This is a genomic window from Amycolatopsis decaplanina DSM 44594 (assembly GCF_000342005.1).
Classification (GTDB): Bacteria; Actinomycetota; Actinomycetes; order Mycobacteriales; family Pseudonocardiaceae; genus Amycolatopsis; species Amycolatopsis decaplanina.
In genome coordinates, this window is the sequence record NZ_AOHO01000026.1 from 394392 (window position 1) to 419769 (window position 25378).

Here is a 25378-nt window from a genome sequence, read left to right on the forward strand (position 1 = left end):
GTAGCGCCTATCGCGTGAATTTCCACCGTCCGATGGTCCGGAAACGCGTGAAGGCCCCCTTCTCCTGGCTGAGCAGAGGGAAGGGGGCCTTCACACACCAGGTCTAGAAGCCCGCTCTGTCCAGCAGGATGGTGTAGTCGATGACGTCGGCGGCCGACGGCAGGGTGATCTCCACCGGCGCGCCCCAGTCGCTGTAGGTGTACGTCCATTCGGCCTCGCCGGTATCAGGCCCGCCCATCGCGTTCCTGAGCCCGGTCCTGTCCATGGTCATCTTGAGCGGAAGCTGCTCGGCGTTGACCCACAGCTCGGCCGGGACCCGCAGATCCTCGCTCGCCAACCGCTTCTCGATCTCCGCGCGCCGGTCGGCGGGGACTTCGTCGCCAAGGAACAGGTCGAGCTGCTTCTTGACGTCGAACTCCACGAAATAGTGGTTCACCGGCACTCCGCCCAGCCGGGCCTGCTCCGATTTGAGGATGCTGCCGGTCTTCTCGACCAGCTCCAGCTGCTTCGCCGGGCTGTCCTTCTCGATCGACTTCGACAAGGTCTCGGTCAGGACCTTCGTCCGCGGGTCGGGGCCGTCCACGTAGAGCCGCCCCCATGGGATGAGGGCCAAGAGCCGCGCCCGTTCCGCCGCAGGGAGCTTGAAGTACAGAATCCTGCCGACCACGCGCATCTCGAGCGTTTCCCCGATGCCGGGCGTGGTCACCGAGATCTTCGAAGCATCGTCGTCGTAGCGCGCCGCCATGGTGCTTTCGCGCTTCGTCGCCCCGGAGACCCTGCTGATGGTCGCCTTGAAGGACTTCGCCTTCCGTGTCTCCTGCTTCGAGGCCTCGGCGAGGGCGAGTGCGTCGGTGAAGGGGGCGGCCAGCGCGAGCTCGCCACCCCTGTCCTCGACGGTCGCGCCCGTGCGGGTGCCGCAGCCCGTGACCAGCAGGGTCAGGGCCGCGGCCACCGCGGTGAGCCTGAAGGAGGCGCGCATTTACCGGCCGCCGGCCTTCTTCATGATCTCCGCCATGTCGCCGACCTGGTCCGCGGGCGGGGCGGCGATGGTCACCGGGGCACCCCAGTCGGTGTACTTGACCGTGGTCTTGGCGGCACCGTCACCGGGGGCGCCCATGGCCTTCACGAACGCGGTCTGGTCGGAGACGACCTGCACCGGCAGCTGGTCGGCGTTGAGCCACAGCTCGGTGAGGATCATGACGTTCTTGCCCTCGAGCTTCGCCTTGAGCTGCTTCAGGGTCTCGGCGGGCAGCGGGATGCCGATCTCGCCCATGATGAGGGCGATGGCCTTCTCGGCTTCGACCTCGATGACGTAGTGGTTGGTCTGCTCGCCGTTCAGCTCGACCTGGTCCGACTTCGTGATCTTTCCGGCCTTCGAGACCTGCTCGAGGATGCGCGACGGGTCGCTGTCCTTGATGGCCTTCGACATCAGCTTGCCGAGCAGCTGCGAGAACGGATCCTGGCCGTCGGCCGCGATCTTCACATACGCCTTGTCGGTCTTCAGCTCGGCCTTGTCGGCCTCGTCGAGCTTGACGAACAGCGCGCTGTCGACGAAGAGGATGTCGATCTTCTTGCCATCGCTGTCCATGGACATCGAGAACTTGGTGTTCTCGCCGTCGTACTGGCCCTGGCCGGACGCCGTGTTCTTCTCGGTGCCCGCGACGGTCTCCATCGTGACCTTCGACGTCTTGGCCTTCTTGGTGCTCTCGCGGCTCAGGGACGCGAGCTGGATCGGGTCGCCGAGCGGCGACGAAAGCAGGCTCTTCCCTTCGGAAGGAGCGGGGGCAGCCGCGTCGGGCTGCTTCTCGCCACCGCAGGCGGACAGCGCCAGGACGGCGGCCGTGGTGATGGCGGCGAGCGTGGTTACGCGCTTCAAGAGGACCCCTCAGAAAGTTGATCTAATCTGAACGGGTTATCGCTCGAGCGCGAAATTAGTTACCGATCGTCGTCATGCCCAGCTCGGGAGCCCAAAAGGCGACGCAAGGAGGTCAAACGCTCCGCGCTCGCGTCACCCTCGGTGACCACGCCGTCGAGTGCGCAGTCCGGGTCCGAAGGCGGCCCGAGGTGACCGCAGCCGGAGGGGCATTCCTCGGCCGTCTCGGCGAACTCCTCGAACGCGAGCACGATGTCGTCGGCGGTGACGTGCGCCAGCCCGAACGAGCGGACTCCGGGGGTGTCGACCACCCAGCCGCCGCCGGGCAAGGGGAGCGCGACCGCCGCGACGGACGTGTGCCTGCCCTTGCCGACCGCGCTGACCACGCCGGTCGCCAGTCCGGCGTCCGGCACCAGCCGGTTGACCAAGGTGGACTTCCCGACCCCGGAATGCCCGACCAGCGCGGTGACCCGGCCCTTGAGCCGTCCGGTCAGTTCCTCCGGGTGCTCGTCGTGCCGGGTGACCACGGCCGGGATGTCGAGGCCCGCGTAGCCGGCGAGGAGTTCGTCGGGGCTCGCGAGGTCGGCCTTCGTCAGGCACAGGACCGGCTCGAGGCCACCCGCGTAGCAGGCGACGAGACAGCGATCGATGAACCCGGTGCGTGGCGGGGGATCGGCCAGCGCGGTCACGATCAGCAACTGCTCGGCGTTGGCGACGACCACCCGTTCGAAGGGGTCGGTGTCGTCCGCCGTCCGGCGCAGCACACTGGAGCGCTCGTCCACCCGGATGATGCGGGCGAGGGTGTCGGGCTTGCCGCTCACGTCGCCGACGATGCCGACGGTGTCGCCGACGACGACCGGGACCCGGCCCAGCTCACGGGCCCGCATCGCGGTGACGACCCGGTCCGGATCCGAGTCGATCGCGCAGGTCCAGCGTCCGCGGTCCTTGCCGATGACCATCGCCGTGGAGGCGTCCGCGTGCTCGGGCCGGCGTTTGCTGCGCGGCCTGGTGCCCTTGCCGGGACGGATCCGCACGTCGGATTCGTCCAGCCTGCGCCAGTCCTTGCCCGCCAAACCGCCTCCTGCTCTTCGAACACCGCGGAACAATGATCCCATGCTGCTCGCCATCGTCCGGCCGGCGTGTAACGATGACTGTCGAGTAGGGAGGTTTTCGCATGTGCGGGCGTTATGCCGCCACCAAGGACCCGGCGGCGCTGATCGACGAGTTCGCCGCGGTGGACCTGACCGAGGGCCGGATCCGGACCGATCACAACGTGGCGCCGACCAAGGACGTCCCCACCGTCGTGCAGCGGCATCCGCGTGATGCCGACGGCGCGGTGCTCGAAGACGAGCCCACCGTCCGGTCGCTGCGGATGATGCGCTGGGGGCTGGTCCCGTTCTGGGCGAAGGACCCCGGAGTCGGCTCGAAGATGATCAACACGCGCACCGAGACCGCCAAGGAGAAGCCGTCCTTCAAGAAGGCGGTCGCGTCGAGGCGCTGCCTGGTCCCCGCCGACGGCTGGTACGAGTGGCGGCGCGACGGCAAGGAGAAGCAGCCCTTCTACATGACCGGACCGGGTGACGGATCGCTCGCGTTCGCCGGGATCTGGGAGACCTGGCGGCCGAAGGACGACAGGGACGCCGACCCGCTCATCACCTTTTCCGTGCTCACCACGGATTCGGTCGGCAGGCTCACCGACATCCACCACCGCATGCCGCTGCTGATGCCGCGCGAGAAGTGGGACACCTGGCTCGACCCCGACCTGCCCGACGTCACCGAACTGCTCGTCCCGCCCGCGGTGGACCTGGTCGACACGATCGAGCTGAGGCCGGTGTCCAGCCTGGTCAACAACGTCCGCAACAACGGCCCGCAGCTGCTGGACCGGGTGGAACCCGCCGCCGACAGCGCGCTCTTCGAGCTGCCGAATTCATGACGAAGCTGGAGATCGACACCGCCTACGGCCCCGCGAGGGCCGAGCTGCACTGCGCGGAGGAAGGCGTCGCGGTGCTGATGCTCGGCCACGGCGCGGGCGGGGGGATCGGCGCGAAGGACCTGGTCGCGGTCACCCGTGCGGCGCAGGCGGCCGGTGTCCACGTCGCGCTCGTCGAGCAGCCGTACCGGGTGGCGGGCCGCCGGGCCCCCGCCCCCGCCGCCCAGCTCGACACGGCCTGGCTCACCGTGGCCGACGAGATCTCAGAACGCTTCGACGATCTCCCGATCGTGTTCGGCGGCCGATCCTCCGGGGCCCGCGTCGCCTGCCGGACCGCCGCGTCGGGGCAGGCGGTGGCGGTGCTCTGCCTGGCCTTCCCCGAGCACCCGCCGGGAAAGCCGGAGAAGACCCGGCAGGGTGAATTGGACGCCGTCGAGGTCCCGACGCTGGTCGTGCAGGGCGAACGGGACCCGTTCGGCCTGCCCAAGGCGGGGCCGCATCACGAGATCGTGGTGCTCAAGGGCGACCACAACCTCAGCGCAGATCTCGAAGGCGTGTCACGCGCGGCCGCCGAGTGGCTGGAGCGTGTGCTGCGGCCGCTCGCCTGAGAACCGCCGCCGGCGAACCCGCCCTCCGCAATTGGTCACCTGCTTGCGGAGGGTCGCGGTCAGCCCGCGATGGGAGCGACCACGGCGCCCGTGAGCCGCGCCAGATCGCCGGGGGCGAGTTCGACCTCCAGCCCACGCCGCCCGGCCGAGCAGTGCACGGTCTCGAACTTCTCCGCCGAGGCGTCGATCACCACCGGCAGCCTGCTCCGGTGCCCGAGCGGCGAGATCCCGCCGAGCACGTACCCCGTCGCGCGCTGCGCGGCGGCGGGGTCGGCCATCTTCGCCTTCTTCCCGCCCGCGGCGGCCGCCAGCGCCTTCAGATCCAGCTGGCCGGTGACCGGGACCACGCCGACGGTCAGCTTCCCGTCGACCTCGGCGACCAATGTCTTGAATACTCGCGCGGGGTCGAGGCCCAGCGCTTCGACGGCTTCGAGGCCGTACGACTCGGCCCGCGGGTCGTGGTCGTAGGCGTGCAGAACGTGCGCCACCTTCTGCTTCACCAGCAGCGCCGTCGCCGGGGTTCCCTTGCCTGCCATGGGCGGAGTCTACGAGCGCGCCGGGAATGCCCGGCCGGGCCTCACTGTTGGAAGACACGTGTCCACCACACTCGAAGCCCCGCGAATCCTGATCCCGCGCACACCGGGCGGCCAGGTGATCCGTCCGCGCGTAAACTCGGTGACGTCTCATGCGCACAAGCGCATCGACGCCGATCGGGAAGGGAACGGTTTGCCGAGCACGCAGAATCCCGCGCCGGACACGGGCAAGGACGCCGAAGAGGCGGCCGCGCGGGCCGAGCGCTTCGAGCGGGACGCGATGCCCCTGCTCGACCAGTTGTACTCGGCCGCCATGCGGATGACCCGGAATCCCGCCGACGCCGAGGACCTCGTCCAGGAGACGTACCTGAAGGCGTACGCGGCCTTCGCGTCTTTCAAGGCGGGCACGAACCTCAAGGCGTGGATGTACCGCATCCTCACGAACACCTACATCAACGGCTATCGCAAGCGTCAGCGCCAGCCGGTGCAGCAGCCCACCGAGGAGATCACCGACTGGCAGATCGCCAAGGCGGAGAGTCACACCTCCAGCGGGCTGCGCTCGGCCGAGGTCGAGGCGATGGACAACCTGCCCGACGCCGACGTCAAGGAAGCGCTGCAGAAGCTGCCCGAGGAGTTCCGCCTCGCGGTCTACCTCGCCGATGTCGAAGGTTTCGCGTACAAGGAGATCGCCGAGATCATGGACACGCCCATCGGCACCGTGATGTCCCGGCTGCACCGCGGCCGCGCCCAGCTCCGTGACCTGCTCGCCGACGTCGCCCGCGAGCGGGGCTTCATCCGCGCGGGCAAACAGCAGGAGGTGGCGGGGCGATGACCGAGGACTACTGCGCCGGCGCGGACGACAAGGTCAGGTGCGAGGAAGCCCTCGCCGACATCTACCTGCTGCTGGACAAGGAGTGCAGCGCCGAGCGCGACGCCGCCCTGCGCAAGCACATCGAGGACTGCCCGCCGTGCCTCGAGGAATACGGCATCGACGAGCACATCAAGCAGCTGCTCGCCCGCAAGTGCGGCGGCGACCACGCGCCGGACGACCTCAAGTCCCGGCTGCGGGCCTCGATCCGCCAGACCGTGCAGACCAAGGGCGCGATCACCATCGAGCGCACCGAAGTCAAGATCGAGCAGACCTTCGAATAGCGCGGCTCAAGATTCACGAAGGCCCCCGTACCGGATCGGTGCGGGGGCCTTCGTCGCCTGATCGATGATCAGGAGTTGGGCTTCTTGCCGTGGTTCGCGCCGTTCTTCTTACGGTCGCGACGCTTGCGGGCGCGCTTCGACATGTTTCACTCCTCGTCCGAGTGGCCCTCGCGGGGTGGTTCGACACCGCTGGGCCAGGGTCAACCTCTCCAGTGTGTCATGTGGCCCTCACCCTGCTTGGATGGGGACGTGTCCACCCTTTCCGATCTGCTCGCGGAGAACACCGGCCTGTCCGGTGAAGCCGCGGATCATCTCCAGACCGTGGTCGCCGAATGGCAGCTGCTGGCCGACCTGTCCTTCGCCGACTTCCTGCTCTGGGTCGCCGTCTCGGAGGAGCTGCAGCCCGACGGCGGCGACTACGTCTGCGTCGCCCACGCGCGCCCGACGACGGCGCCGACGGCCCATCCGGAGGACGTCGTCGGCTCCCGGTTCACCGAGGACGAGCATCCGCAGCTGGCCAAGGCGAGCCGTGAGGTGCGGATCTGCCGCGAAGAGGACCCGCACTGGTACCGCGACCTGCCGATGCGCCGCGAGGCCATCCCGGTGGTGTACGGCGGTACGGTGATCGCCGTCCTCAGCCGCGAGACCAACCTGGCGGCTTCGCGGGTGCCGAGCCCGCTCGAGATCGCCTATCTCGGCAGCGCGGGCGACCTGTGCCAGATGATCGTCGACGGCACCTTCCCCAGCCCCGGGAACCAGACGGACACGCACACCAGCCCGCGGGTCGGTGACGGCCTGATCCGCCTCGACCCCACCGGCACCGTGGTCTTCGCCAGCCCGAACGGGTTGTCGGCCTATCACCGGATGGGGCACGAATCCGACCTCGTGGGGCAGCGCCTCGCGCCGTTGACCCGGTCGCTCATCCGCGATCCGTTCGACGCGACCGAGGTGTCGCACCGCATCATCGAGGCGCTCGACGGCAAGCCCAGCAGCCGTACGGAGGCGGATTCCCGCCGCGGCGCCGTCGTGCTGTTCCGTGCGCTTCCGCTGCGTCCCGCCGGGCAGGCCGCGGGCGCGCTGGTGCTGGTGCGCGACGTCACCGAGGTGAAGCGCCGTGACCGCGCCCTCCTTTCGAAGGACGCGACCATCCGCGAGATCCACCATCGGGTGAAGAACAACCTGCAGACCGTCGCCGCGCTGTTGCGGCTCCAGTCGCGCCGGACCTCCAGCGAGGAGGCGCGGCTCGCGCTCGGCGAGTCCGTGCGCCGGGTCTCGTCGATCGCGATGGTGCACGAGGCGCTGTCCATCTCCGTGGACGAGCGGGTCGATCTCGACAAGCTGCTCGACAACGTCCTCCCGATGGTCGGCGAGGTCGCGACGGCCGAATCGCAGGTCGGGCTTTCGCGCACGGGCTCGTTCGGTGTCGTCGTCGCCGAGATCGCGACGCCGTTGGTGATGGTGCTGGCCGAACTGGTCCAGAACGCCATCGAGCACGCGTTCCCCGGGGGACGGCCGGGCAAGGTCGAACTCGTGGTGGAGCGCTCGGCCCGCTGGCTCGATGTCGTCATCCGCGACAACGGGCGCGGATTGCCCTCGGGTTTCTCGCTGGAACGCAGTGACGGCCTCGGACTGCAGATCGTGCGGACCCTGGTGGAGTCGGAACTGCGCGGGTCGCTGTCGATTCGCGGACTCCGCGGGGAATCCGAGGAGGCCGGCGGCCGCCGGATGGGAACCGAAGCCGCGCTGCGGATCCCGTTGTCCCGGCGGCTGTGAGTTCCGATGCCACGGAGTCTGTAGTGGACTGTCGCTTTTGATCGTTCTCAATGGACAGTCTCATCCGGACACGTTTTAGGGCCGGCGCCCGAAGAGAAGATGGCGCCGGCCCTGTAACGGTTCCGCGGGAGGACTTGGGAAAGTCCAGCGAAGCCATACCCCCGTCGGGGTGTGTCGGCCTCGCTTGTTAAGCTCAAGCCGGGTACGTGTCACCTCGCGACGCATGGCCACGCAGGCAGTGCGCCGCGGGATATCCCGAAGCTTGGGTCTTGCTCAGTTGTAAGTGATGCGATGAAGCGTGCGTGAGTCGAAACTCAGGCGGAGGTACGCGTGCCGATGTGCGTACGACGGCGCTTCAGGGCCCGTCGCTCGTCCTCGCTCATCCCGCCCCAGACGCCTGCGTCCTGTCCGCTGGCCAATGCCCAGGCCAAGCAGTCGGAAGCGACGGTGCAGCGGTGGCACACGGCCTTCGCCTGCGCTACCTGCGACAGAGCAGGACCGCTGGTTCCCACGGGGAAGAACAGCTCGGGGTCCTCGTCTCGGCAGGCCGCGTCGTGGCGCCAGTCCATGTTTCTGAGCTCCTTCATAACGGCGCGGTACTCCGCGCCATAGTCGTCATGGCGGTCGTTTTTTTGGGTGCTTGTGAATGCTTTCACGAAGCACCCGTTTCGACAAGGGTTTTCTGAAGATCGGTGAGTCAGCTCACCCGGCCGAGCGACGCTTCTGACCTGCGGTTTCGTTCCGAAACGGCCTTCCGAAGGGAAGGCCGATGCGGTGAGCGGAGGTTCTGCGTCGATGAGCGGCAGGTCGCACTTTGCCGCAGACGATCAGCGGTCCGGTCGTCAGACGATTACCGTCAGTGCTTCCGGGACGCTGAAGAACTCCACCCGCTTCCGCTGGCCGACGAGGTCGCCGTCCACCTGGAAGTTTACCGGTTCAGCAGCGTCTATGCGGATCATCGGCAGGTCATCGTGACGAAGGAGACGTCGTCCGTGTTGGTCGCTCTTCGTGAGCAATGCCTGCCGTACATGCTTGAACACGGTGGGCAATCCCAGACCGCTCAACGCGAAAAGGCCCAGTCCGGTGTCGAACGAGCTGCCCGGATTCAGGTGGACGGGACGGTCCCCCAGGTAGCTCCACGGATCGGTGTTCGACACGAAAGCGGTCAGCACTTCGGTGGGCTCTTCACCCGGGATCCTGACCGTGAGGGGCGGACGGCCGAGCGGAGGCCGCAGATGCGACGCCACCGCGGCCCTCAGGTAGAGCCCCGCGGTGGTCTGCTTGCCCCGGCGCTTGGCCACGCGGCCGACGACGTCGGCGTCCCAGCCCATGCCGGCGTTGAAGGTGAACCAGTGGCCGTCGGCGATTCCGAGGCCGACTTTGCGGCTTCGGTCGTTCTCGATGGCGTTGAGGAGCTGATGGGTCGCTTCCACCGGATCGTGCGCGATCCCGAGCGCGCGGGCGAAGACGTTCGCCGAGCCGCCCGGCACGACACCGAGCATGGGGACGTCGCCGACCTTCGCCGGATCGCCGTCGGCGTCCGCGAGCAGGCCGTTGACCACCTCGTTGACGGTGCCGTCGCCGCCGTGGGCGACCACCAGGTCGATCCCGTCGCGGGCGGCGGACCTCGCCACGGCCATCGCGTGGCCGCGGTAGTCGGTCTCCACCACGTCGAGTTTGACCTGGCTGGCCAGTGCGTGCGCCAGCACGTCACGGCCACCGGCGGTGGTCGAGGTGGCCTGGGGGTTCACGACGAGGATGGCACGCACATACCGCAGGGTAAGCCTCCTCGGCCCGATGAGGGGAGCGTCAGGTGACGCGAAGCTCAGTGGGCCGTGCTTTCTCGAAGCAGCACCGTATGACCCCTGTGGCGGGCGTTCCTCCTCATCGCCGGCGGCTTTCGCACGTCGTGACAAGTGCACCCGGGCCGACCGCCCGCTCATCGACGACGCTTCCAATTCTTCCCATGCGGCGGCGAGGGGAAACCGGCCGACCGGGTGGCATACGATCGAAAGTGCTCACGTACGGTGACCCGCCCTGGTGGAGCGCCGTGTCCGGAAGCCTGGAAGGCTGTTTCGCCGTGTCCATCGCAGACAAGCTCTCGCCCGCGCCCCCTGAAGTCCGCCTCGCCGGGGCCGTCACCGCGCTGCCGGGGCTCGCCCTGATCGTGTTCGCGATCCTGCTCCTGGTCAACGGCCAGGCCGGACCGGAGAACCTCCTGGCCGAGGTCGCCTACTACCTCGTCCTCGCCGCCGGAACGCTGGCCTGCGCGGCCGGACTGGTGATGGGGAAGACGTGGGCGAGGTCGCCGGGCGTGGTCGTCGCGCTGATCCTGGTGGGCGTCGGCTGGTACGGCGCGGGCCCGTCCGGGCAGCCGCTGTGGGGAGTGCCGCTGGCCCTGGTCGGCGTCGCCGTCATCGTGCTGCTGTTCCGCCGCCCGTCGCGCGCGTGGGCGCTCGGGCTGCGAGAAGGCGAGACCGAGGAAGAGGCCGCCGAACGTGACGGCGCGGCGGGGCGCGCGGCGCGTCGTGAGCGCGAGGAACGCGACTCCTAGACCTGGGCCGCAGCGCCGCACTCGCGTGATCGGAGACGGATCTCGCGTGATTGGAGGCCGGACATTCGAGTGCGGTGTCCAATCACGCGAGTTACGTGCTTAATCACGCGAGTTACGCCTTCGGCCCTCGCTAGACCTGGGCCGCGAGCGCCTTCAGCGGTTCGTCGGTGAGGCGGTCGACGGTCCACTCGTCCATCGGCACCGCGCCGAGTGACTTGTAGAACCCCTGCGCCGGGTTCCAGTTGAGCACCGACCATTCGAGGCGGGCGTAGCCGCGCTCGACGCAGACCGCCGCGAGGGTGGCCAGGAGCGCCTTGCCGAGGCCGGAGCCGCGCTGCTCGGGGCGGACGTAGAGATCCTCCAAGTAGATGCCGTGCACGCCGCGCCAGGTGGAGAAGTTGAGGAACCAGAGCGCGTAGCCGACGATCTGGCCGTCGACCTCGGCGACGTGCCCGAACAGGCCCGGAGCCTCGCCGAACAGCGCGACGCGCAGCTGCCCGGGAGTGAGGTGGCACTCGTCCGGCGCGCGTTCGAACTCGGCGAGGTCGTAGACGAGCTGGACGACGGCGTCCACGTCTTCTTCGCGGATGCGCCGGATGCGGTCGTCGCCCATTTCAGTCCTCTGTGGTGGGGAGCAGGTTGAGGTGTTCGATCTGCGGCTCGCCGCGTTCGTCGCCGAGTACCGCGACGCCGGCCGGGTCGAGTCCGAAGTGGACACCCGCCGTCGACGGGAGGCCGACCCAGCGCGCGACCAGGACCCGGCTGAAATGCCCGTGGCCGACCAGGATCACGTCGCCCTCGCCGAGCGGTTCGCGGACCCTGTCGATCAGCTTGTCCGCGCGGGCGTTGACGTCCTCCGCGCTTTCGCCGCCGGGGATCGGGTGTGACCAGACGGTCCAGCCGGGAACGGTCTCGCGGATCGACGGGGTGGTGACGCCTTCGTAGTCGCCGTAGTCCCATTCGGCCAGCTCTTCGGTGACCTCGTCGACGCGCAGGCCGGCCAGCTCGGCCGTCCGCAGCGCGCGGGTGCGAGGGCTGGAGAGGACGAGCGCCGGGCTGCCGCCGAGCACCGCGCGCAAGGTGCCGCCCGCGGCGCGGGCCTGCCCTTCGCCCGCGGTGGTGAGCGGGATGTCGGTGCGTCCGGTGTGCCGTCCGTTGACGGACCACTCGGTCTGACCGTGCCGGAGGAGGAAGAGCCGATGTGCCACGTTGCGAATATAGCCTGCGGTCCGGTTATGCTACTGGCGAGTAACATGATGAGGAGACCGTGATGGCGCAGAATCCGACCTACGCGATGTGGAACCGGCTGGCGGGCAAGCCGGTCGGCAAACAGCTGTTCTCGGCGGCGATGTGCCTGCGTGTGCCGTACTTCCGGACGGTGCTCCCGTCGGTGCGCGAACTGGGCCCCGGCCGGTGCGAGGTGACGTCCCCCAAGTGGTGGGGTGTTTACAACCACATCAAGACTTTTCACGCGATCGCGGCATGCAACCTCGCCGAGATCGCCATGGGCATGCTCGCCGAGGCGACCGTCCCGACGACGCATCGCTGGCTGCCCAAGGGGATGACGGTCGCGTACGTGGCGAAGGCCGAGACGAGCCTGCGCGCCGTCGCGGAACTGCCGGAGTTGCCGGAATTCGGCGACGAGGGCTTCGAGCTTCCCGTGCCGGTGATGATCACGGACACGAACGGGAAGCCCGTCGTGACCGCGACCATCACCATCTGGGTCACCAAGAAGAAGTAAGACGCTCTGGATCGACGCAATTCGGCACCTGGTTGCGATCCTTGCGCACGCCGTCTATCGCAACCAGGTGACGAATTGCGGGGTCAGAGGGGTTTGAACTGCACGTAGGTCGTCTGCTTGAAGGTGTTCTTCCCGCTCGGCGACGGCAGTCCGAGCAACTCGTCGGCCACTTGCGACAGTCGTCCGCAGCCGGTCGTGCGCGGCAGGGCGAGCTGGGCGTCGACGACGCCGAACTTCACCGTCTTCGGGTTCTGCGAGATCACCTCGAACGGCACCGCGGGATCGTCCTTGACCACCGAATGGAGCGGCGCGCCGAGGGTGCCGACAGTGCATTCCTTGGGCAGCAAGGGATGCCGCAGGACAGCATAGAGGTCCAGTTCGCCGCGGCGCTCGTCGTTCGACTGGAAGTCCGAGTGGCCGCCGTACTTCAGCTGGAGGGTCGCGCCGAAAGTGTCGCGGATCCGTGCGGGAGCATGCCGCAGTTCGCCGAACACCTGCGCGTACTTCCCGTCCACTTCGCCTTCGGAGAAGGTCAGCCGCATCTCCCCGAGCGGGATCTCGCGGTCGGCGATGGTCAGGACTCCTTGAGAGACAAAGGCTTCGCAACGCCACGTGCCCGGGTCGGCGTTCGACGGCGGGGCGGGGCAGGCGGAGAAGTCGAAGTCGGGCAACGGTGACGGCGCCGCGGAGGCGTGGCCGGGAAAGGCGAGGAGGGCGGCAGCGGACAGTGCGGTCGCGGTCGCGGCGAGAAGACGTCTCATGACCCGAAAGAGTGGTCTGTGCCGGTTTGAGGCACATCGGGGAAGCCACCCAGGGGACCCCTGAATCGCCACGTTCGAGTGAAAATAAACGGTGTTTACCCAGCTGACGCGAATCTGCTTCGGATTCGCCCTTGAAGGCGGCTCGGACAGCGGGCGATCATCGGCCCATGTCCCCACTGTCGCGCCGCAACTTCCTCGGGTTCACCGCGCTCAACTCCGCCGCCGCTCTTGGACTCACCACTATTTCCACCGCACAGGCCGAAGAATCGTCCCCAGGCTTCTCGACGGCCGTGGTCGTCGGCACCGGCTACGGCGCCGCGGTCACCGCGCTCCGCCTCGGCGAAGCCGGGGTTCCCACGGTCATGCTCGAAATGGGCAAACTGTGGGCCGACCCCGGCCCGGACGGCAAGGTCTTCTGCGACATGCTCCGGCCGGACCGGCGGGCCATGTGGTTCAAGAACCGCACGCAGGCCCCGCTCGCGTCCTTTCTCTGGCTCGACGTGGCCAACCACGACATCAAGCGGTATCCCGGTGTCCTCGACAGGGTGAACTACGGCGACATGTCCGTGTACGTCGGACGAGGGGTAGGCGGCGGTTCGCTGGTCAACGGAGCGATGGCCGTGACGCCGAGGCGGTCGTACTTCGAGGAGATCCTGCCCGCCGTCGACGCGGACGAGATGTACGGGAAGTACTTTCCCCGCGCCAACCAGGCCCTCGGCGTGAACCACATCGACCAGCACTGGTTCGAAACCTGCCGTTCCTACCGCTACGCGAGGGTCTCCCGGAAGGCCGCGGCGCGAGCGGGACTCAAGACGGTGTTCGTGCCCAGTGTTTACGACTTCGAGTACATGAAGCGCGAAGAAGCGGGCACGGTGCCGCGATCGGCGCTCGCGTCGGAGGTCATCTACGGCAACAACCACGGCAAACGGTCCCTCGACAAGACTTATCTCGCGGCCGCGCTGGGCACCGGGAAGGTGACCATCAAGACGCTGCACCAGGTCCGCGGGATCACTCGCCAGACCGACGGCACCTACGTCCTCACCGTGCACGAAACCTCCGAGGACGGCGCGATCGTGGCGAGGAAACAGCTCGGCGCGAAGTACCTGTTCCTCGGCGCCGGCAGTCTCGGTTCGACGGAACTGCTCGTGCGGGCAAGGGAAACCGGGACGCTGCCCGAACTGAACGACGAGGTCGGCCGCGGCTGGGGCACCAACGGCAATGTGATGCTGGGCCGCGCCAACCACGCGTGGGACCTCGGCGGATCGTTGCAGTCGGGGATGCCCGCGCTCGGCATCGACGCGTGGGACGACCCGGTGAACCCGGTCTTCGCCGAGGTCGCGCCGGTGCCCGCCGGGATCGAGACCTGGCTGAGCCTGTACCTGGCGATCACGAAGAACCCCGAACGCGGCCACTTCACCTACGACGCCGCGAGCGACTCCGCGCGACTCCAGTGGCGCGCTTCGCAGGGGAAGCCTTCGATCGACGCGGCGAAGTCGTTGTTCGACAAGGTCAACCGGGCGAATCGCACGGTCTACCGGAGTGACCTGTTCGGGGATACGCGGTCGTTCGAGAACCGGTTCACCTATCACCCGCTCGGCGGGTTGGTGCTGGGCGGGGCCACCGACCTGTACGGCCGGGTGAAAGGCTATCGGAACCTGTACGTGACCGACGGATCGCTGATCCCGGGAAGTACCGGGGTGAACCCCTTCGTCACGATCACCGCGCTGGCGGAACGGAACGTGGAACGGGTGCTGGCCGAGGACGTGGCGCGCTAGCTCAGCAGTCCGCCCGCAACTTCTCGTAGTACGCCACGCATTCGTCGTACCGCGGCAGCGACCCCTGCTCCAAGGCCTCTTTCAGATAGGGCGCCGCGGTGTCCTTTTCGGACACCACGGGTTCGATGTCGCGCGGCCAGGGCAGTGCGAGATCCGTGTCCATCGGGTTGACGCCGTGCTCTCCCGCCGGGTTGTACGGCTCGGAGCAGAGGTACGCCATGACAGTTTCGTCTTCGAGCGCCATGAAGGCGTGGCCGAGGCCTTCGGCGATGTAGACCGCTTTGTACTCGGCGCTGTCGAGCAGAACGGACGTCCATTCGCCGAAGGTGGGCGAGCCGACCCGGAGGTCCACGATGACGTCCAGCAGCGAACCGCTCGGGCAGTACACGTATTTCGCCTGCCCGGGCGGGGTGTCCGCGAAGTGCACGCCGCGGATGGAGCCGCGCCGCGAGACACTGGTGTTGGTCTGGCCGAGGCGAAGCCGGTGCCCGACCGCTTCGACGAACACCTCTTCCTGGAACGGCGCCACGAACAGGCCGCGGTGATCGGGGAAAACCTGCGGTGTGAACTCGAAACAGTCGGGGATGCTGAGGCGCCTGGCTTGCATGTCCTCAATGCTAACGAGCGCTTCCCAAACCGGACGGACGTCTTGCGAAACCTCGCTTGAGCTGCGGAAAGCCGGACCGGTTTGTGACATCAACCGCACCAGAGGGGCACACTGGTCCGCACGCCTGTCACAATGATCTGACCGCTGCGTCCGCGGCCGTCGCCACACCCACGGCACCGATGGCCGATTGGACGCTTCGCCGACAGGCCGGCGCTACCGCGCTGGGCTGCCGTGTCGGAGGACGAGTTACCCCAGGTGGCCGGGCCATGCCCAGTTTTGGCCTGTTCACCGGCCAGTTCCCCCGCTCGCAGTCCCAGGAGAATCCCATGACCTTCGCTCGAATCGAGACTTCGCCGTCCTTAGACACGGCGGAAGCAATGACGGGAACCACGATGACCACGCCAGTGACGGACACCGAGATCTTCGAGGGGCACGAGGGCGGCAAGCTCTCCGTGGCCGCGACGCGCCCGATCTCCTCGCCCCGTGACCTCTCGGTCGCGTACACGCCTGGTGTGGCGAAGGTGAGCCGTGCGATCGCCGAGGACGCGGCCAAGGCGAAGCGGTACACGTGGGCGGACAGGCTGGTCGTGGTGGTCAGCGACGGTACGGCGGTGCTCGGCCTCGGCGACATCGGCGCGAGCGCCTCGCTGCCGGTCATGGAGGGCAAGTCGGTCCTGTTCAAGACCTTCGGCGGACTCGACTCCATCCCGCTGGTCCTGGACACCACCGACGTCGACGAGATCATCGAGACCCTGGTCCGGCTGCGCCCGTCGTTCGGCGCGGTGAACCTGGAGGACATCTCGGCGCCGCGCTGCTTCGAACTGGAGGACCGCCTCAAGGAGGCCCTCGACTGCCCGGTCATGCACGACGACCAGCACGGTACGGCGATCGTCACGCTGGCCGCGCTGCGCGGGGCGAACCAGGTCCTCGGCAAGGACATCTCCGGCCAGCGCGTGGTCGTCTCGGGAGCGGGCGCGGCGGGTGTGGCCTGCGCCAGGATCCTGCAGAACGCCGGCGTCGCGGACGTCACCGTGCTCGACTCGCGCGGCATCATCCACTCCGGTCGTGAGGGCCTGAACCCGATCAAGCGGAAGCTCGCCGAGACCACGAACACGGCGGGCCTGCGCGGCGGCCTCGGCGAGGCGCTCAAGGGCGCCGACGTCTTCCTGGGTCTGTCCGGGGCCACCATCGACGAGTCCCTGCTGGCCGGGATGGCCGACGACGCGATCGTGTTCGCGCTGTCCAACCCCGACCCGGAGGTGCACCCGGGCGTGGCGGCTCAGTACGCCAAGATCGTCGCGACCGGGCGCAGCGACTTCCCGAACCAGATCAACAACGTGCTGGCGTTCCCCGGCGTCTTCCGCGGCGCGCTGGACTCCGGCGCGCGGGCGATCACGGAGAACATGAAGCTGGCCGCGGCCGAAGCGATCTTCGCGGTCGCGCAGGACGACCTCGGCCCGGACCGAATCGTCCCGAGCCCCCTGGACCCGCGCGTCGCGCCCGAGGTGGCCGCCGCGGTCGCGAAGGCCGCCGAGGCCGACGGCGTGGTGTGAGCGACTCCCAGGCCTCGTGAGTGGTGAGGACGGTTAGAACCGTCCTCACCACTCACGAGGTGAGCAGTTCCGCCAGCCGGTGCCGCGGCAGGTCGATCAGCCGCGCGTCCGTCAGGTCCGACGGAACGTCCAGCGAGACGTTCGCCAGCCGCGCGTGCGCCCGGGTCAGCAGTTCGTCCTGGTGCCCGACGGCGTCCGCGACGACGACGGCGTGCCGGTTGTCCGGGGTGCTCCGCAGCAGCCGCAGTTTGTACTTCGCCCCGACCAGCCGGTTGAGCGCTCCCTGCGCCTCGGCGTTCGTCAGGTCGGGATGCGAGTTCGGGACCAGCAGCGCCAGCCGTCGCGCGTTGGTGCCCAGCAGGGTCCGCAGCAGCCACGGGCCGGGGTCGGCCGAGAGGTCCATCGCGACCGCGTCGCCTTCCGGTCCGGAAACGGACCAGCCGACCGGCCGCGACTCCAGCGCCAGCCCGCCTTCGGTGGCGATCTCGTGCAGCTTGTCCAGCAGTGACGGCTTGGCCGCGCCGGCGGACTCCACCGATTGCGGGCCGTGCGTGTAGATCGCGGCCTTTCCCTTGCCGCCACGGTTCTTCTTCGACTTCGCGGTCGGCTGGCACACGTAGAGGTCCGCCGCGCTCCCGATCGCCTGCGCGCCGAAGTACCGGTTGAAGTCCGGCAGGATCGCTTCGAAGGTCAGCCCGAGCGTCGCGAGCGCCCGCTGCACCTGCGCGCCCAATGCGGGATGGCGGGGGCTGTAGCCGTACGCGAGCAGCAGTCGCCCGTCCGAGGGTTCGGTGAGCGCCTGGACCCCGCGTGCCGCGAACAAGCCCATTCCTTCGGGGGTGTAAGGCGGATCACTGAACACGAGATCCATCCGCCCCGTCACCGAGGGTGGCAGGCCGACGCGCAGATCCGTGTGCAGGGTGCGGATGGACCGCTCGCTGAGTTCGTCGATGTAGGCCAGCACACGATCATCGAGATCGACGACGGTGAGGTCCGCTTCGGGCCGCAACGCGCGTACGGCCAGTGAAGTGAGGTCGTGGTCGCCCAGGAACAGCAGCTTCGCCGTGTCGAGATCGTATCGTTCGTCCAGCCACAGCGCCCGGTTCAGCACCGTCTCCGGCGTCGCCTGCACGTGGTCGAGCGCGGCCAGCGGCGCGGGCACGTTCTCGACGTAGCTGGTGATGGTCTTCAGCAGGTCGGGATCGGATTTCCGGTCCCGTGCCCCGAAGCGCGCGTACTTCTCGCGGGCGGCGGGGACCAGCCGGAGGCGGGATTCGTTCCGCTCGACGTCGTCGCCGAGCGCGTTCAGGACGTCTTCGACACTCCGGCGTGGCGCGGTGCTGATCCGGACCAGTTCGCCGAGGTCACGCCAATCCGTCCGGAGCAGGGAAATCACCTGATGGAGCGGTCGCACGTGGACACCGTGCGCCGCGAGGACGTCATCGACGGAAGGACTCACGGTCTGCAGCCTAGTGACCCGATCCCCGAGACACCGTGCCAACAGGGCCGATGTGGGCTACGGTTTTTCGACCAGACATGGGGAGAGACACGTGACTATCGAGTTCCGTGGCGTGACCAAGCGGTATCCGGACGGGACGGTCGCGGTCGACGACCTGAACCTCACCGTGGAGGACGGCACCATCACCGTCTTCGTCGGGCCGTCCGGCTGCGGCAAGACCACGTCGCTGCGGATGATCAACCGGATGGTCGAGCCGACCTCGGGAACGGTACTGCTCGACGGCAAGGACGTCAGCGACGGCGACCCGGCGCTGCTGCGCCGTGGCATCGGCTACGTCATCCAGCACGCCGGCCTCTTTCCACACAGGACAGTCCTGGACAACGTCGCCACCGTGCCGCTGCTGTCCGGCTGGGACAAGGGCAAGGCGCGCAAGCGTGCGGCCGAACTGCTCGAAACCGTCGGCCTGCCCGCGGAACTCGGCAAGCGGTACCCCGCCCAGCTTTCCGGCGGCCAGCAGCAGCGCGTCGGCGTCGCGAGGGCGCTCGCGGCGGATTCGCCGGTGCTGCTGATGGACGAGCCGTTCTCCGCCGTCGACCCGATCGTCCGCGAGGAACTGCAGGACGAATTGCTGCGCCTGCAGTCGCAGCTGGGGAAGACGATCGTGTTCGTCACCCATGACATCGACGAGGCCGTGCGGCTCGGCGACAAGATCGCGGTGCTCCGCGTCGGAGGGGTGCTCGCGCAGTACGGCACGCCCTCGGACGTGTTGCGTCATCCCGTCGACGACTTCGTCGCGTCGTTCGTGGGCAAGGACCGCGGCTACCGCGGGCTTTCCTTCCTTTCGGCGGAAGGGATCGTCGTCGAAGAGGTCGAGCGGGTCGAGGTCGGCAAGCCAGCACCCGGGCCGTCCGACGACTGGCGGGTCGCGGTCAACGCCGAAGGCCAGCCGCGCGGCTGGCTGCGTCCGGGGTCCACTGTGGACGGAGGACTCGCGGAGACCGATCTCGTCGCGGGCGGATCGCTGTACCTCCAGGGTTCGCCGATCCGGGGCGCGCTCGACGCGGCACTTTCGTCGCCCGCGAGCCTCGGTGTCGTGGTCGACGCCGACCAGAAGGTCCTCGGCGTGGTCAGAGCCAAGCAAGTCCTCGAGGTGATCGAAGCGCCGTCGCTGAGTTCCTGATGGGCGACTTCTTCGCGGAGCTCGGCCGCTACCTGGGCAGTGCCAACAACCGCTCGCAGTTCTTCGGCGACCTGCTCGACCACATCTATCTCTCGCTGGTCCCGCTGGCGCTGGGCCTGGTGATCGCGGTGCTGGCGGGCTGGCTCGGCCACCGGTTCGCCGCGGCGCGTTCCGTGCTGCTCGTAGTGTCGAACCTGCTGTACACGATCCCGTCGCTCGCCTTGTTCGTGGTGATCCCGGGCATCATCGGTTCGAAGATCCTCGACAGCGTCAACGTCATCGTGGCGCTCACCGTCTACACCGCCGCCCTGCTCGTCCGCCCGGTGCTGGACGCGCTCGACGCCGTCCCGCCGCACGTCGTCGCGGCGGCCACAGCGATCGGCTACAGACCCGCGCGCCGCTTCCTCACCGTGGAGCTGCCGCTTTCGGTGCCGGTGCTCGCGGCGGGCGTCCGGGTGGCCTCGGTCAGCAACATCAGCCTGGTCAGTGTCGGCGCGCTGATCGGCACCGGCGGGCTCGGAGTGCTGTTCACCGACGGCTTCCAGCGCGAGTACTTCTCGCCGATCGTCGTCGGGATCGTCGCGACCCTGCTGCTCGCGCTGATCGTCGACCTGGTGCTGGTCCGGATTCGAGATCTCCTCACACCCTGGGACCGGGTGGCGACCACGGCGGGGGCGAAATGATCGGCGACGTCCTGAACTGGTTCGGCGACCCGGCTCACTGGCAGGGGGCGGACGGCGTCCCGGCCCGGCTGCTGCAGCATCTCGGCTACACGGCGCTGGCACTGGTCTTCGCACTGATCATCGCGATCCCGCTCGGGCTGTACGTCGGGCACACCGGCCGCGGCGCGGTGCTGCTGGTAAGCGGCGGCAATGCGATCCGCGCGCTACCGACGCTGGGGCTGGTGACCTTCCTGTTCCTGCTCTTCACCGAGAGCGAGATCTCGACGATCATCGGGCTCGTGGTGCTCGCCATCCCGCCGATCCTCGCCGGGACGTACGCGGGCCTGCAGGCGACCGACCACGGCGTTGTCGACGCGGCGCAGGGCATCGGAATGACCGGCTGGCAACGGTTGTGGAAGGTCGAGGTGCCCATCTCGCTGCCGCTGGTGCTCGGCGGGGTGCGGAACTCGGTGCTGCAACTGGTGGCGACAGCCGCCGTGGCCGCCTACGTCGGACTCGGCGGGCTCGGCCGGTTCCTACTCGACGGACTGGCCATTTTGGACTACCCGCAGGTGGTCGCGGGCGCGCTCCTGACGACGTTGCTCGCGGTCGCGCTGGACCTCGCGCTGGCGGGTGTCCAGCGAACGCTGGTGCCCAAGGGAGTTCGGCTGGCACAGGCCGCGAGCGGGAAGAAGGCGAAGGTATGAGTGCCGGTAGGCGGAGCTGCGGACTTACTGGGAAAAGTGACCAGACGCGTGAACCCGCAGCGCCCTGCCGACGGCGGTCGCGGGTTCACCAGCAGGCTATGAGGCGGACGGTGGCGGCGCTGTTCGCCGGGATCGCTCTGCTGGCGACGGGCTGTGGCAACCCGCTCGCCGGCGGCGCCGAGGGCGGTGCGACCGGCGACATCATCATCGGCGCGTCCGACGTCGGGGAAAGCCTTCTGCTGGCCCAGATCTACGCGGGCGCTCTGCGCAACGCGGGCGCGGAGAACGTGACCGTGCGCCCGCCGGTCGGCAGCCGCGAGGTCGTCATCAAGGCGCTGCAGGACAAATCGCTTTCGGTGGTGCCGGACTACAGCGGCAACCTGTTGCGCTACTTCGACAAGGACACGCAGGCCACCACCCCGCAGGACGTTTACACACAGCTGAAGCGGAAGCTGCCCTCCGGGTTCGAGGTCCTCGAACAGGCGCCCGCGGAGGACAAGGATCTGCTGGTGGTGCGCAAGGAACTCGCCGATTCCGGGATCCGGACCTTCTCCGATCTCGGCAAGCGGTGCGGCGAACTCGTGTTCGGCGGCCCCGGCCAGTGGAGCAGCCGCTGGAAGGACAGGATCAAGACACTCTACGGCTGTGAGTTCGCCGAGATCCGCACGACCGACACCGGCGGCCCGGTCACGGTCGCCGCGCTGAAGTCCGGCGATATCCAGGTCGCCGATCTGTTCAGCACGTCGTCGTCGATCGCCGCGAACGGGTTCGTGCCGCTGGTGGACGACAAGAACATGTTCCCCGCGCAGAACATCGTGCCGCTCGCGGCGAAGGGGACGTTGTCGCCGAAGGAGATCGAGGCGCTGAACCGGGTTTCGGCGGCGCTCACGACCGACCAATTGACCGAGTTGAACGTCCTGTTCAGCGAGGAGAAGCGCAACCCCCTCGACGTCGCCGAAGAGTTCCTGCGCCGGAACAACCTCCTCGCGCCGGCCTGACGCCCACGCGATTCGGCACCTGCTTGCGATAGTTCGGCTAACGAACGACCGCAACCAGGTGCCGAATCGCGAAGGGATTAGAGGCGGTCGAAGGCGGGGGAGTAGCGGAAATCGCCTTGGAGTTCGGGGGTGTACGCGCGAAGGGTGCGGACCTGGAAGTGCGGCGCCCATTCCGCGACCGGCGGCGTGATCCCGTGCCGCGCGGCGAGTTCGAAGCCGAAGCGGGAGTAGTAGTTCGGGTCGCCCAGCAGGACTACGGCGCCGTAGCCGAGCGCGTCCGCCGCGCCGAGCACGGCGTGCACGAGCGCGGAGCCGATGCCGGAGGCGTGGTACTCGGGCAGCACACCGAGCGGGCCGAGACCGACGGTCGACTTCTCGTCGGAGCCGAGCCTGGCCGGGCTGCAGCAGACGTGGCCGACGACCTCCCCGTCGCGTTCGGCCACGATGGACAGTGCGCCTATCAGGTCGCCGTCTTCCCGAAGTTCATCGACGAGTTTCGCCTCGACCACCGGGACACTGAGTTTCGCGAACGCGGCCAGATGAACGGCGTGGATCGCCTCGCGGTCGGCCGGGGTTTCCTGTCGGAGCAGCATGCGCCCGAGTGTGCTCCATCCGAAGGTAGGATGGAAATCGATTTCCGCGGGGTGAGGTCGCGACTTTAGTAGGCGTCCATCCGTGTGTACTTCCACGCGGTTGAAACGACCGGGGGACCGGAAGACGACCACCAGATGTGCGGATTCCCAATTCTTCGTGGGCCGTACGGGCGCAAAACGCGACTAAAGGCGGGGGCTGAACGGTACCCGAACTGCGTCGACGCGGCGTCTACTACTACCCGGATGTCCGTAATGCAAGGTCTTCCTTGGGGTGAATCATCGACTTAGTCTCAGCCTGCGCTCCTAAGTGGAACGCGCTTCACCTCTGAGTCACCCCAACGATCCGGCGGGCCTCTTCATGCCCGTGGGTCGACCCTGCCTGGGAGGAATATCTTGAACAATTCCCTGGGAACCTCGAAGAGACGACTGCCCGCATTCGGTGTGGCCGCGGCCGTCGCCGTGCTGACGGCGCTCGGCGGTACCACCGTCGCGTCGGCGGCGGAGGGTTCGATCGTCAACGCGGGTAGCGCCAAGGCGATCAAGGACAGCTACATCGTCGTGCTGAAGGACGGCTCGTCGGTCGAAGCCACCGCGAAGAGCGTGACCAAGCGCCACGGCGGCACGATCGAGAAGACCTTCGCGTCTTCCGTCCACGGCTTCTCCGGTGCGCTGACCGAAAAGCAGGCGAAGCGCGTCGCCGCCGACCCCGCTGTCGCCTACGTGGAGCAGAACCAGACCGTCTCGGCCTCGACGGACCAGCTGAACCCGCCGTCGTGGGGCCTGGACCGGGTCGACCAGCAGAGCCTTCCGCTGGACCAGAAGTACAGCTACAGCACCACGGCGTCGAACGTCACCGCGTACGTCGTCGACACCGGCATCCTCACCACGCACCCCGACTTCGGCGGGCGCGCGACCCATGGCCGGGACACCGTCGACAACGACAACGACGCCACGGACTGCAACGGCCACGGCACCCACGTCGCCGGCACCATCGGCGGTACCGCGCACGGTCTGGCCAAGGGCGTCAAGCTCGTCGCCGTCCGCGTGCTGAACTGCTCCGGTTCCGGGACGACCGCCGGTGTCATCGCCGGTATCGACTGGGTGACCGCGAACGCCGTCAAGCCCGCCGTCGCGAACATGAGCCTCGGCGGTGGCGCTTCGACGACCCTCGACCAGGCCGTCCAGCGGTCGATCGCGTCGGGTGTCACCTACGGTGTCGCGGCCGGTAACGACTACGGCGCCAACGCGTGCAACACCTCCCCGGCCCGCACGCCCGAGGCGATCACCGTCGGCTCGACCACCAACACCGACGCCCGGTCCGACTTCTCCAACATCGGCACCTGCCTCGACATCTTCGCGCCGGGCAGCGGCATCACGTCGACCTGGCTGAACAACGGCACCAACACCATCAGCGGTACCTCGATGGCGACCCCGCACGTCGTCGGCGCGGCGGCTCTCTACGTTTCCGCCAACCCGTCGGCCACGCCCGCTCAGGTCCGTGACGCGCTGGTCAACGCCGGTGTCAAGGACAAGGTGACCAACGTGGGCAGCGGTTCGCCGAACGTGCTGCTCAACACCGGTAGCGGCAGTGGCCCCGGCCCCGAGCCGACGCCGTGTGGCACGCAGACCAACAGCGGCGTCGTCGCCATCCCCGACGCCGGTGCCGCGGTGACCAGCACGATCACCGTCGCGAACTGTGCCCGCAACGCTTCGGCCACCACCAAGGTCGCGGTGAACATCACGCACACCTACGTCGGTGACCTGGTCATCGACCTGGTCGCGCCGGACGGCACCTCGTACCGCCTGAAGGGTTCGAGCAGCGACTCGTCCGACAACATCAACACCACGTACACCGTCAACGCCTCGGCCGAGGCCGCGAACGGCGCGTGGAAACTGAAGGTGCAGGACGTGTACCGGGTCGACACCGGCACGCTCAACAGCTGGTCGCTGACCGTCTGATCCACCCCTGGAGTACGTGAAGGCCCCCTTCCTCCTGCTGGGAAGGGGGCCTTTCCGTATCCGGAGAGTGATTCGGTGCCCAGTTGCGACGTTCGTCCACTAAGGACCTATGCGAGGCTTTAGCCTCTTCGCATGCAGCCCGGACCGCCCTATCAGCAGGGACCTCAGCAGCCGTATCCACCACAGGGATATCCGGGATATCCGCCGCCCGGGTACGGTCCGCCGCCCAAGAAGTCGAACACCGGACTGATCGTCGGAATCGTCATCGGCGCGGTGGTGCTGCTCGGCGGTGGCGGGGTCGCGGCCATCCTGTTGCTGTCGGACGACTCCGGTTCGTCCTCGTCCGCGGCGCCGACCTCGTCCAAGAAGACCGGGCCGCCGGACAAGTACACCTCCATGCCCGGCTGCGAGAAGATCGGGAGCAAGGTGAGGAACCTGCCGCCGCTCGAAACGCCGAAGGGCGAGGAGCCGGCGAGCACCTCGAACAACGACATCGTCTACACGGTGTCTTCGTGCTCCTGGCGCGAATACGGTGCTCCGTCGGCTTCGGTGACCATGTATCTGGCGAAGTCGAAGGAACCGGGCACGGGCGCCGGTGAGGAATGGGCCAAGGCGGGTTACGACAACGCCATGGACGATGGCGGGGAAGTGATCCCCAGCATGGCGAAGGCGACCAAAGCCGGCTACAACGACATCCGGTCCGCCGGGCAGTGCTCGATCAAGTTCTATCAGGGGAACGTCGAAGCGCAGGTCATCGTGAGCGGGTCCGAACCCACCAAACCGGTCGACCAGACGCTGTGCAAGGAGAACGCCCTGAAGGTCGCCAAAGCGACCTCCGAGGCGATCGGCTAGCTTCCGCGAAGTACACGAAGGCCCCCTTCCCAGCAGGGCGGATTCTCGGGGTCTTCGCAACACCTGATGGCCTATGTGGTCGTCAGTAGATTACGCAGGCGCTCGGCT

The 25378-nt window shown here is 68.0% G+C and carries 28 protein-coding genes; 15 read left to right on the plus strand and 13 right to left on the minus strand.

From position 1 onward, the window contains the following. Positions 1–103: 103 nt before the first annotated feature. The 3 genes from H074_RS05295 to rsgA are packed head-to-tail and all read right to left on the minus strand — an operon-like array spanning position 104 to position 2946. Positions 104–952, minus strand: coding sequence for an SCO4651 family lipoprotein (locus tag H074_RS05295; protein WP_235096657.1), 849 nt, complete (start codon positions 950–952; stop codon positions 104–106). Between the two features lie 27 nt (positions 953–979). Further along, entirely contained in the window at positions 980–1876 is an 897-nt protein-coding gene (locus H074_RS05300) for an SCO4651 family lipoprotein (RefSeq protein ID WP_007028991.1), read from the minus strand. A gap of 59 nt (positions 1877–1935) precedes the next feature. Continuing rightward, positions 1936–2946: a ribosome small subunit-dependent GTPase A gene (rsgA, locus tag H074_RS05305; protein WP_007028992.1), complete on the minus strand. Its 1011-nt coding sequence runs from the start codon at positions 2944–2946 to the stop codon at positions 1936–1938. Positions 2947–3047: 101 nt separating this feature from the next. On the opposite strand from rsgA, the gene H074_RS05310 reads away from it, so the two are divergent. Next, positions 3048–3806 carry an SOS response-associated peptidase gene (locus tag H074_RS05310; RefSeq protein WP_007028993.1) on the plus strand — a complete coding sequence of 253 codons (759 nt, stop codon included), beginning with the start codon at positions 3048–3050 and terminating at the stop codon, positions 3804–3806. Next, a complete protein-coding gene (locus H074_RS05315; protein ID WP_007028994.1) occupies positions 3803–4411 on the plus strand; it encodes an alpha/beta hydrolase family protein in 609 nt (202 codons plus the stop codon). Before H074_RS05310 ends, H074_RS05315 begins: the two co-directional genes overlap by 4 nt. Positions 4412–4470: 59 nt before the next feature. On the opposite strand, the gene ybaK is transcribed toward H074_RS05315, so the two are convergent. Then, positions 4471–4947 carry a Cys-tRNA(Pro) deacylase gene (gene ybaK / locus H074_RS05320; protein ID WP_007028995.1) on the minus strand — a complete coding sequence of 159 codons (477 nt, stop codon included), beginning with the start codon at positions 4945–4947 and terminating at the stop codon, positions 4471–4473. A gap of 190 nt (positions 4948–5137) precedes the next feature. Here ybaK and H074_RS05325 point away from each other — a divergent pair, with 190 nt between their 5' ends. Then, positions 5138–5776 carry a sigma-70 family RNA polymerase sigma factor gene (locus tag H074_RS05325; protein WP_039921573.1) on the plus strand — a complete coding sequence of 213 codons (639 nt, stop codon included), beginning with the start codon at positions 5138–5140 and terminating at the stop codon, positions 5774–5776. Further along, the gene (gene rsrA / locus H074_RS05330) at positions 5773–6096 is read left to right on the plus strand and encodes a mycothiol system anti-sigma-R factor (protein ID WP_007028997.1); all 324 of its coding nucleotides are present in this window, start codon (positions 5773–5775) and stop codon (positions 6094–6096) included. The genes H074_RS05325 and rsrA overlap by 4 nt, the downstream gene beginning before the upstream one ends. Positions 6097–6164: 68 nt before the next feature. Here rsrA and H074_RS42320 read toward each other — a convergent pair whose 3' ends face one another. Continuing rightward, the gene (locus tag H074_RS42320; protein WP_369299112.1) at positions 6165–6239 is read right to left on the minus strand and encodes a 50S ribosomal protein bL37; all 75 of its coding nucleotides are present in this window, start codon (positions 6237–6239) and stop codon (positions 6165–6167) included. A gap of 106 nt (positions 6240–6345) precedes the next feature. Between H074_RS42320 and H074_RS05335 the strand changes: the two genes are divergently transcribed. Then, entirely contained in the window at positions 6346–7869 is a 1524-nt protein-coding gene (locus H074_RS05335; protein ID WP_007028998.1) for a sensor histidine kinase, read from the plus strand. A gap of 314 nt (positions 7870–8183) precedes the next feature. On the opposite strand, the gene H074_RS05340 is transcribed toward H074_RS05335, so the two are convergent. Together H074_RS05340 and H074_RS05345 are read right to left on the minus strand one after the other, a co-directional pair. Continuing rightward, a complete protein-coding gene (locus H074_RS05340; RefSeq protein ID WP_007028999.1) occupies positions 8184–8438 on the minus strand; it encodes a WhiB family transcriptional regulator in 255 nt (84 codons plus the stop codon). 273 nt (positions 8439–8711) lie between these two features. Beyond that, entirely contained in the window at positions 8712–9638 is a 927-nt protein-coding gene (locus tag H074_RS05345) for a diacylglycerol/lipid kinase family protein (RefSeq protein ID WP_007029000.1), read from the minus strand. A gap of 245 nt (positions 9639–9883) precedes the next feature. Here H074_RS05345 and H074_RS05350 point away from each other — a divergent pair, with 245 nt between their 5' ends. Next, positions 9884–10423 carry a hypothetical protein gene (locus H074_RS05350; RefSeq protein WP_007029001.1) on the plus strand — a complete coding sequence of 180 codons (540 nt, stop codon included), beginning with the start codon at positions 9884–9886 and terminating at the stop codon, positions 10421–10423. A gap of 130 nt (positions 10424–10553) precedes the next feature. Here H074_RS05350 and H074_RS05355 read toward each other — a convergent pair whose 3' ends face one another. Both H074_RS05355 and H074_RS05360 read right to left on the minus strand, forming a co-directional pair. After that, complete coding sequence (locus tag H074_RS05355) at positions 10554–11036, minus strand: GNAT family N-acetyltransferase (RefSeq protein WP_007029002.1); 483 nt, start codon at positions 11034–11036, stop codon at positions 10554–10556. Position 11037: 1 nt separating this feature from the next. Next, a complete protein-coding gene (locus H074_RS05360; RefSeq protein WP_007029003.1) occupies positions 11038–11631 on the minus strand; it encodes an acid phosphatase in 594 nt (197 codons plus the stop codon). A 62-nt stretch (positions 11632–11693) separates the two neighbouring features. Between H074_RS05360 and H074_RS05365 the strand changes: the two genes are divergently transcribed. Continuing rightward, a complete protein-coding gene (locus H074_RS05365) occupies positions 11694–12164 on the plus strand; it encodes a hotdog fold domain-containing protein (RefSeq protein WP_007029004.1) in 471 nt (156 codons plus the stop codon). Between the two features lie 83 nt (positions 12165–12247). Here the strand turns inward: H074_RS05365 and H074_RS05370 are convergent, their stop codons facing one another. After that, positions 12248–12925: a hypothetical protein gene (locus H074_RS05370; RefSeq protein ID WP_007029005.1), complete on the minus strand. Its 678-nt coding sequence runs from the start codon at positions 12923–12925 to the stop codon at positions 12248–12250. A 167-nt stretch (positions 12926–13092) separates the two neighbouring features. Between H074_RS05370 and H074_RS05375 the strand changes: the two genes are divergently transcribed. Next, entirely contained in the window at positions 13093–14700 is a 1608-nt protein-coding gene (locus H074_RS05375; protein ID WP_007029006.1) for a GMC oxidoreductase, read from the plus strand. 1 nt (position 14701) lies between these two features. Here the strand turns inward: H074_RS05375 and H074_RS05380 are convergent, their stop codons facing one another. Further along, on the minus strand, positions 14702–15307 hold the full coding sequence (locus H074_RS05380; RefSeq protein ID WP_007029007.1) for a dTDP-4-dehydrorhamnose 3,5-epimerase family protein: 606 nt from the start codon (positions 15305–15307) through the stop codon (positions 14702–14704). Between the two features lie 377 nt (positions 15308–15684). Here H074_RS05380 and H074_RS05385 point away from each other — a divergent pair, with 377 nt between their 5' ends. Further along, a complete protein-coding gene (locus tag H074_RS05385) occupies positions 15685–16860 on the plus strand; it encodes an NAD(P)-dependent malic enzyme (RefSeq protein ID WP_039921501.1) in 1176 nt (391 codons plus the stop codon). A gap of 52 nt (positions 16861–16912) precedes the next feature. Here the strand turns inward: H074_RS05385 and H074_RS05390 are convergent, their stop codons facing one another. Beyond that, complete coding sequence (locus H074_RS05390) at positions 16913–18319, minus strand: bis-aminopropyl spermidine synthase family protein (RefSeq protein ID WP_007029009.1); 1407 nt, start codon at positions 18317–18319, stop codon at positions 16913–16915. A gap of 91 nt (positions 18320–18410) precedes the next feature. Here H074_RS05390 and H074_RS05395 point away from each other — a divergent pair, with 91 nt between their 5' ends. The 4 genes from H074_RS05395 (at position 18411) to H074_RS05410 (ending at position 21866) form a co-directional block, all read left to right on the plus strand. Further along, a complete protein-coding gene (locus tag H074_RS05395; RefSeq protein ID WP_007029010.1) occupies positions 18411–19499 on the plus strand; it encodes an ABC transporter ATP-binding protein in 1089 nt (362 codons plus the stop codon). Further along, a complete protein-coding gene (locus H074_RS05400; protein WP_007029011.1) occupies positions 19499–20182 on the plus strand; it encodes an ABC transporter permease in 684 nt (227 codons plus the stop codon). Before H074_RS05395 ends, H074_RS05400 begins: the two co-directional genes overlap by 1 nt. Continuing rightward, positions 20179–20868, plus strand: a complete 690-nt coding sequence (locus tag H074_RS05405; protein ID WP_007029012.1) for an ABC transporter permease — start codon at positions 20179–20181, stop codon at positions 20866–20868. Before H074_RS05400 ends, H074_RS05405 begins: the two co-directional genes overlap by 4 nt. A 98-nt stretch (positions 20869–20966) precedes the next feature. Next, positions 20967–21866 carry an ABC transporter substrate-binding protein gene (locus H074_RS05410; RefSeq protein WP_039921505.1) on the plus strand — a complete coding sequence of 300 codons (900 nt, stop codon included), beginning with the start codon at positions 20967–20969 and terminating at the stop codon, positions 21864–21866. Between the two features lie 77 nt (positions 21867–21943). On the opposite strand, the gene H074_RS05415 is transcribed toward H074_RS05410, so the two are convergent. Beyond that, positions 21944–22459: a GNAT family N-acetyltransferase gene (locus H074_RS05415; protein ID WP_007029014.1), complete on the minus strand. Its 516-nt coding sequence runs from the start codon at positions 22457–22459 to the stop codon at positions 21944–21946. A 393-nt stretch (positions 22460–22852) separates the two neighbouring features. Here H074_RS05415 and H074_RS05420 point away from each other — a divergent pair, with 393 nt between their 5' ends. After that, a complete protein-coding gene (locus tag H074_RS05420) occupies positions 22853–24418 on the plus strand; it encodes a S8 family peptidase (RefSeq protein WP_051071882.1) in 1566 nt (521 codons plus the stop codon). Between the two features lie 132 nt (positions 24419–24550). Next, on the plus strand, positions 24551–25270 hold the full coding sequence (locus H074_RS05425; protein ID WP_007029016.1) for a hypothetical protein: 720 nt from the start codon (positions 24551–24553) through the stop codon (positions 25268–25270). Positions 25271–25378: the final 108 nt, after the last annotated feature.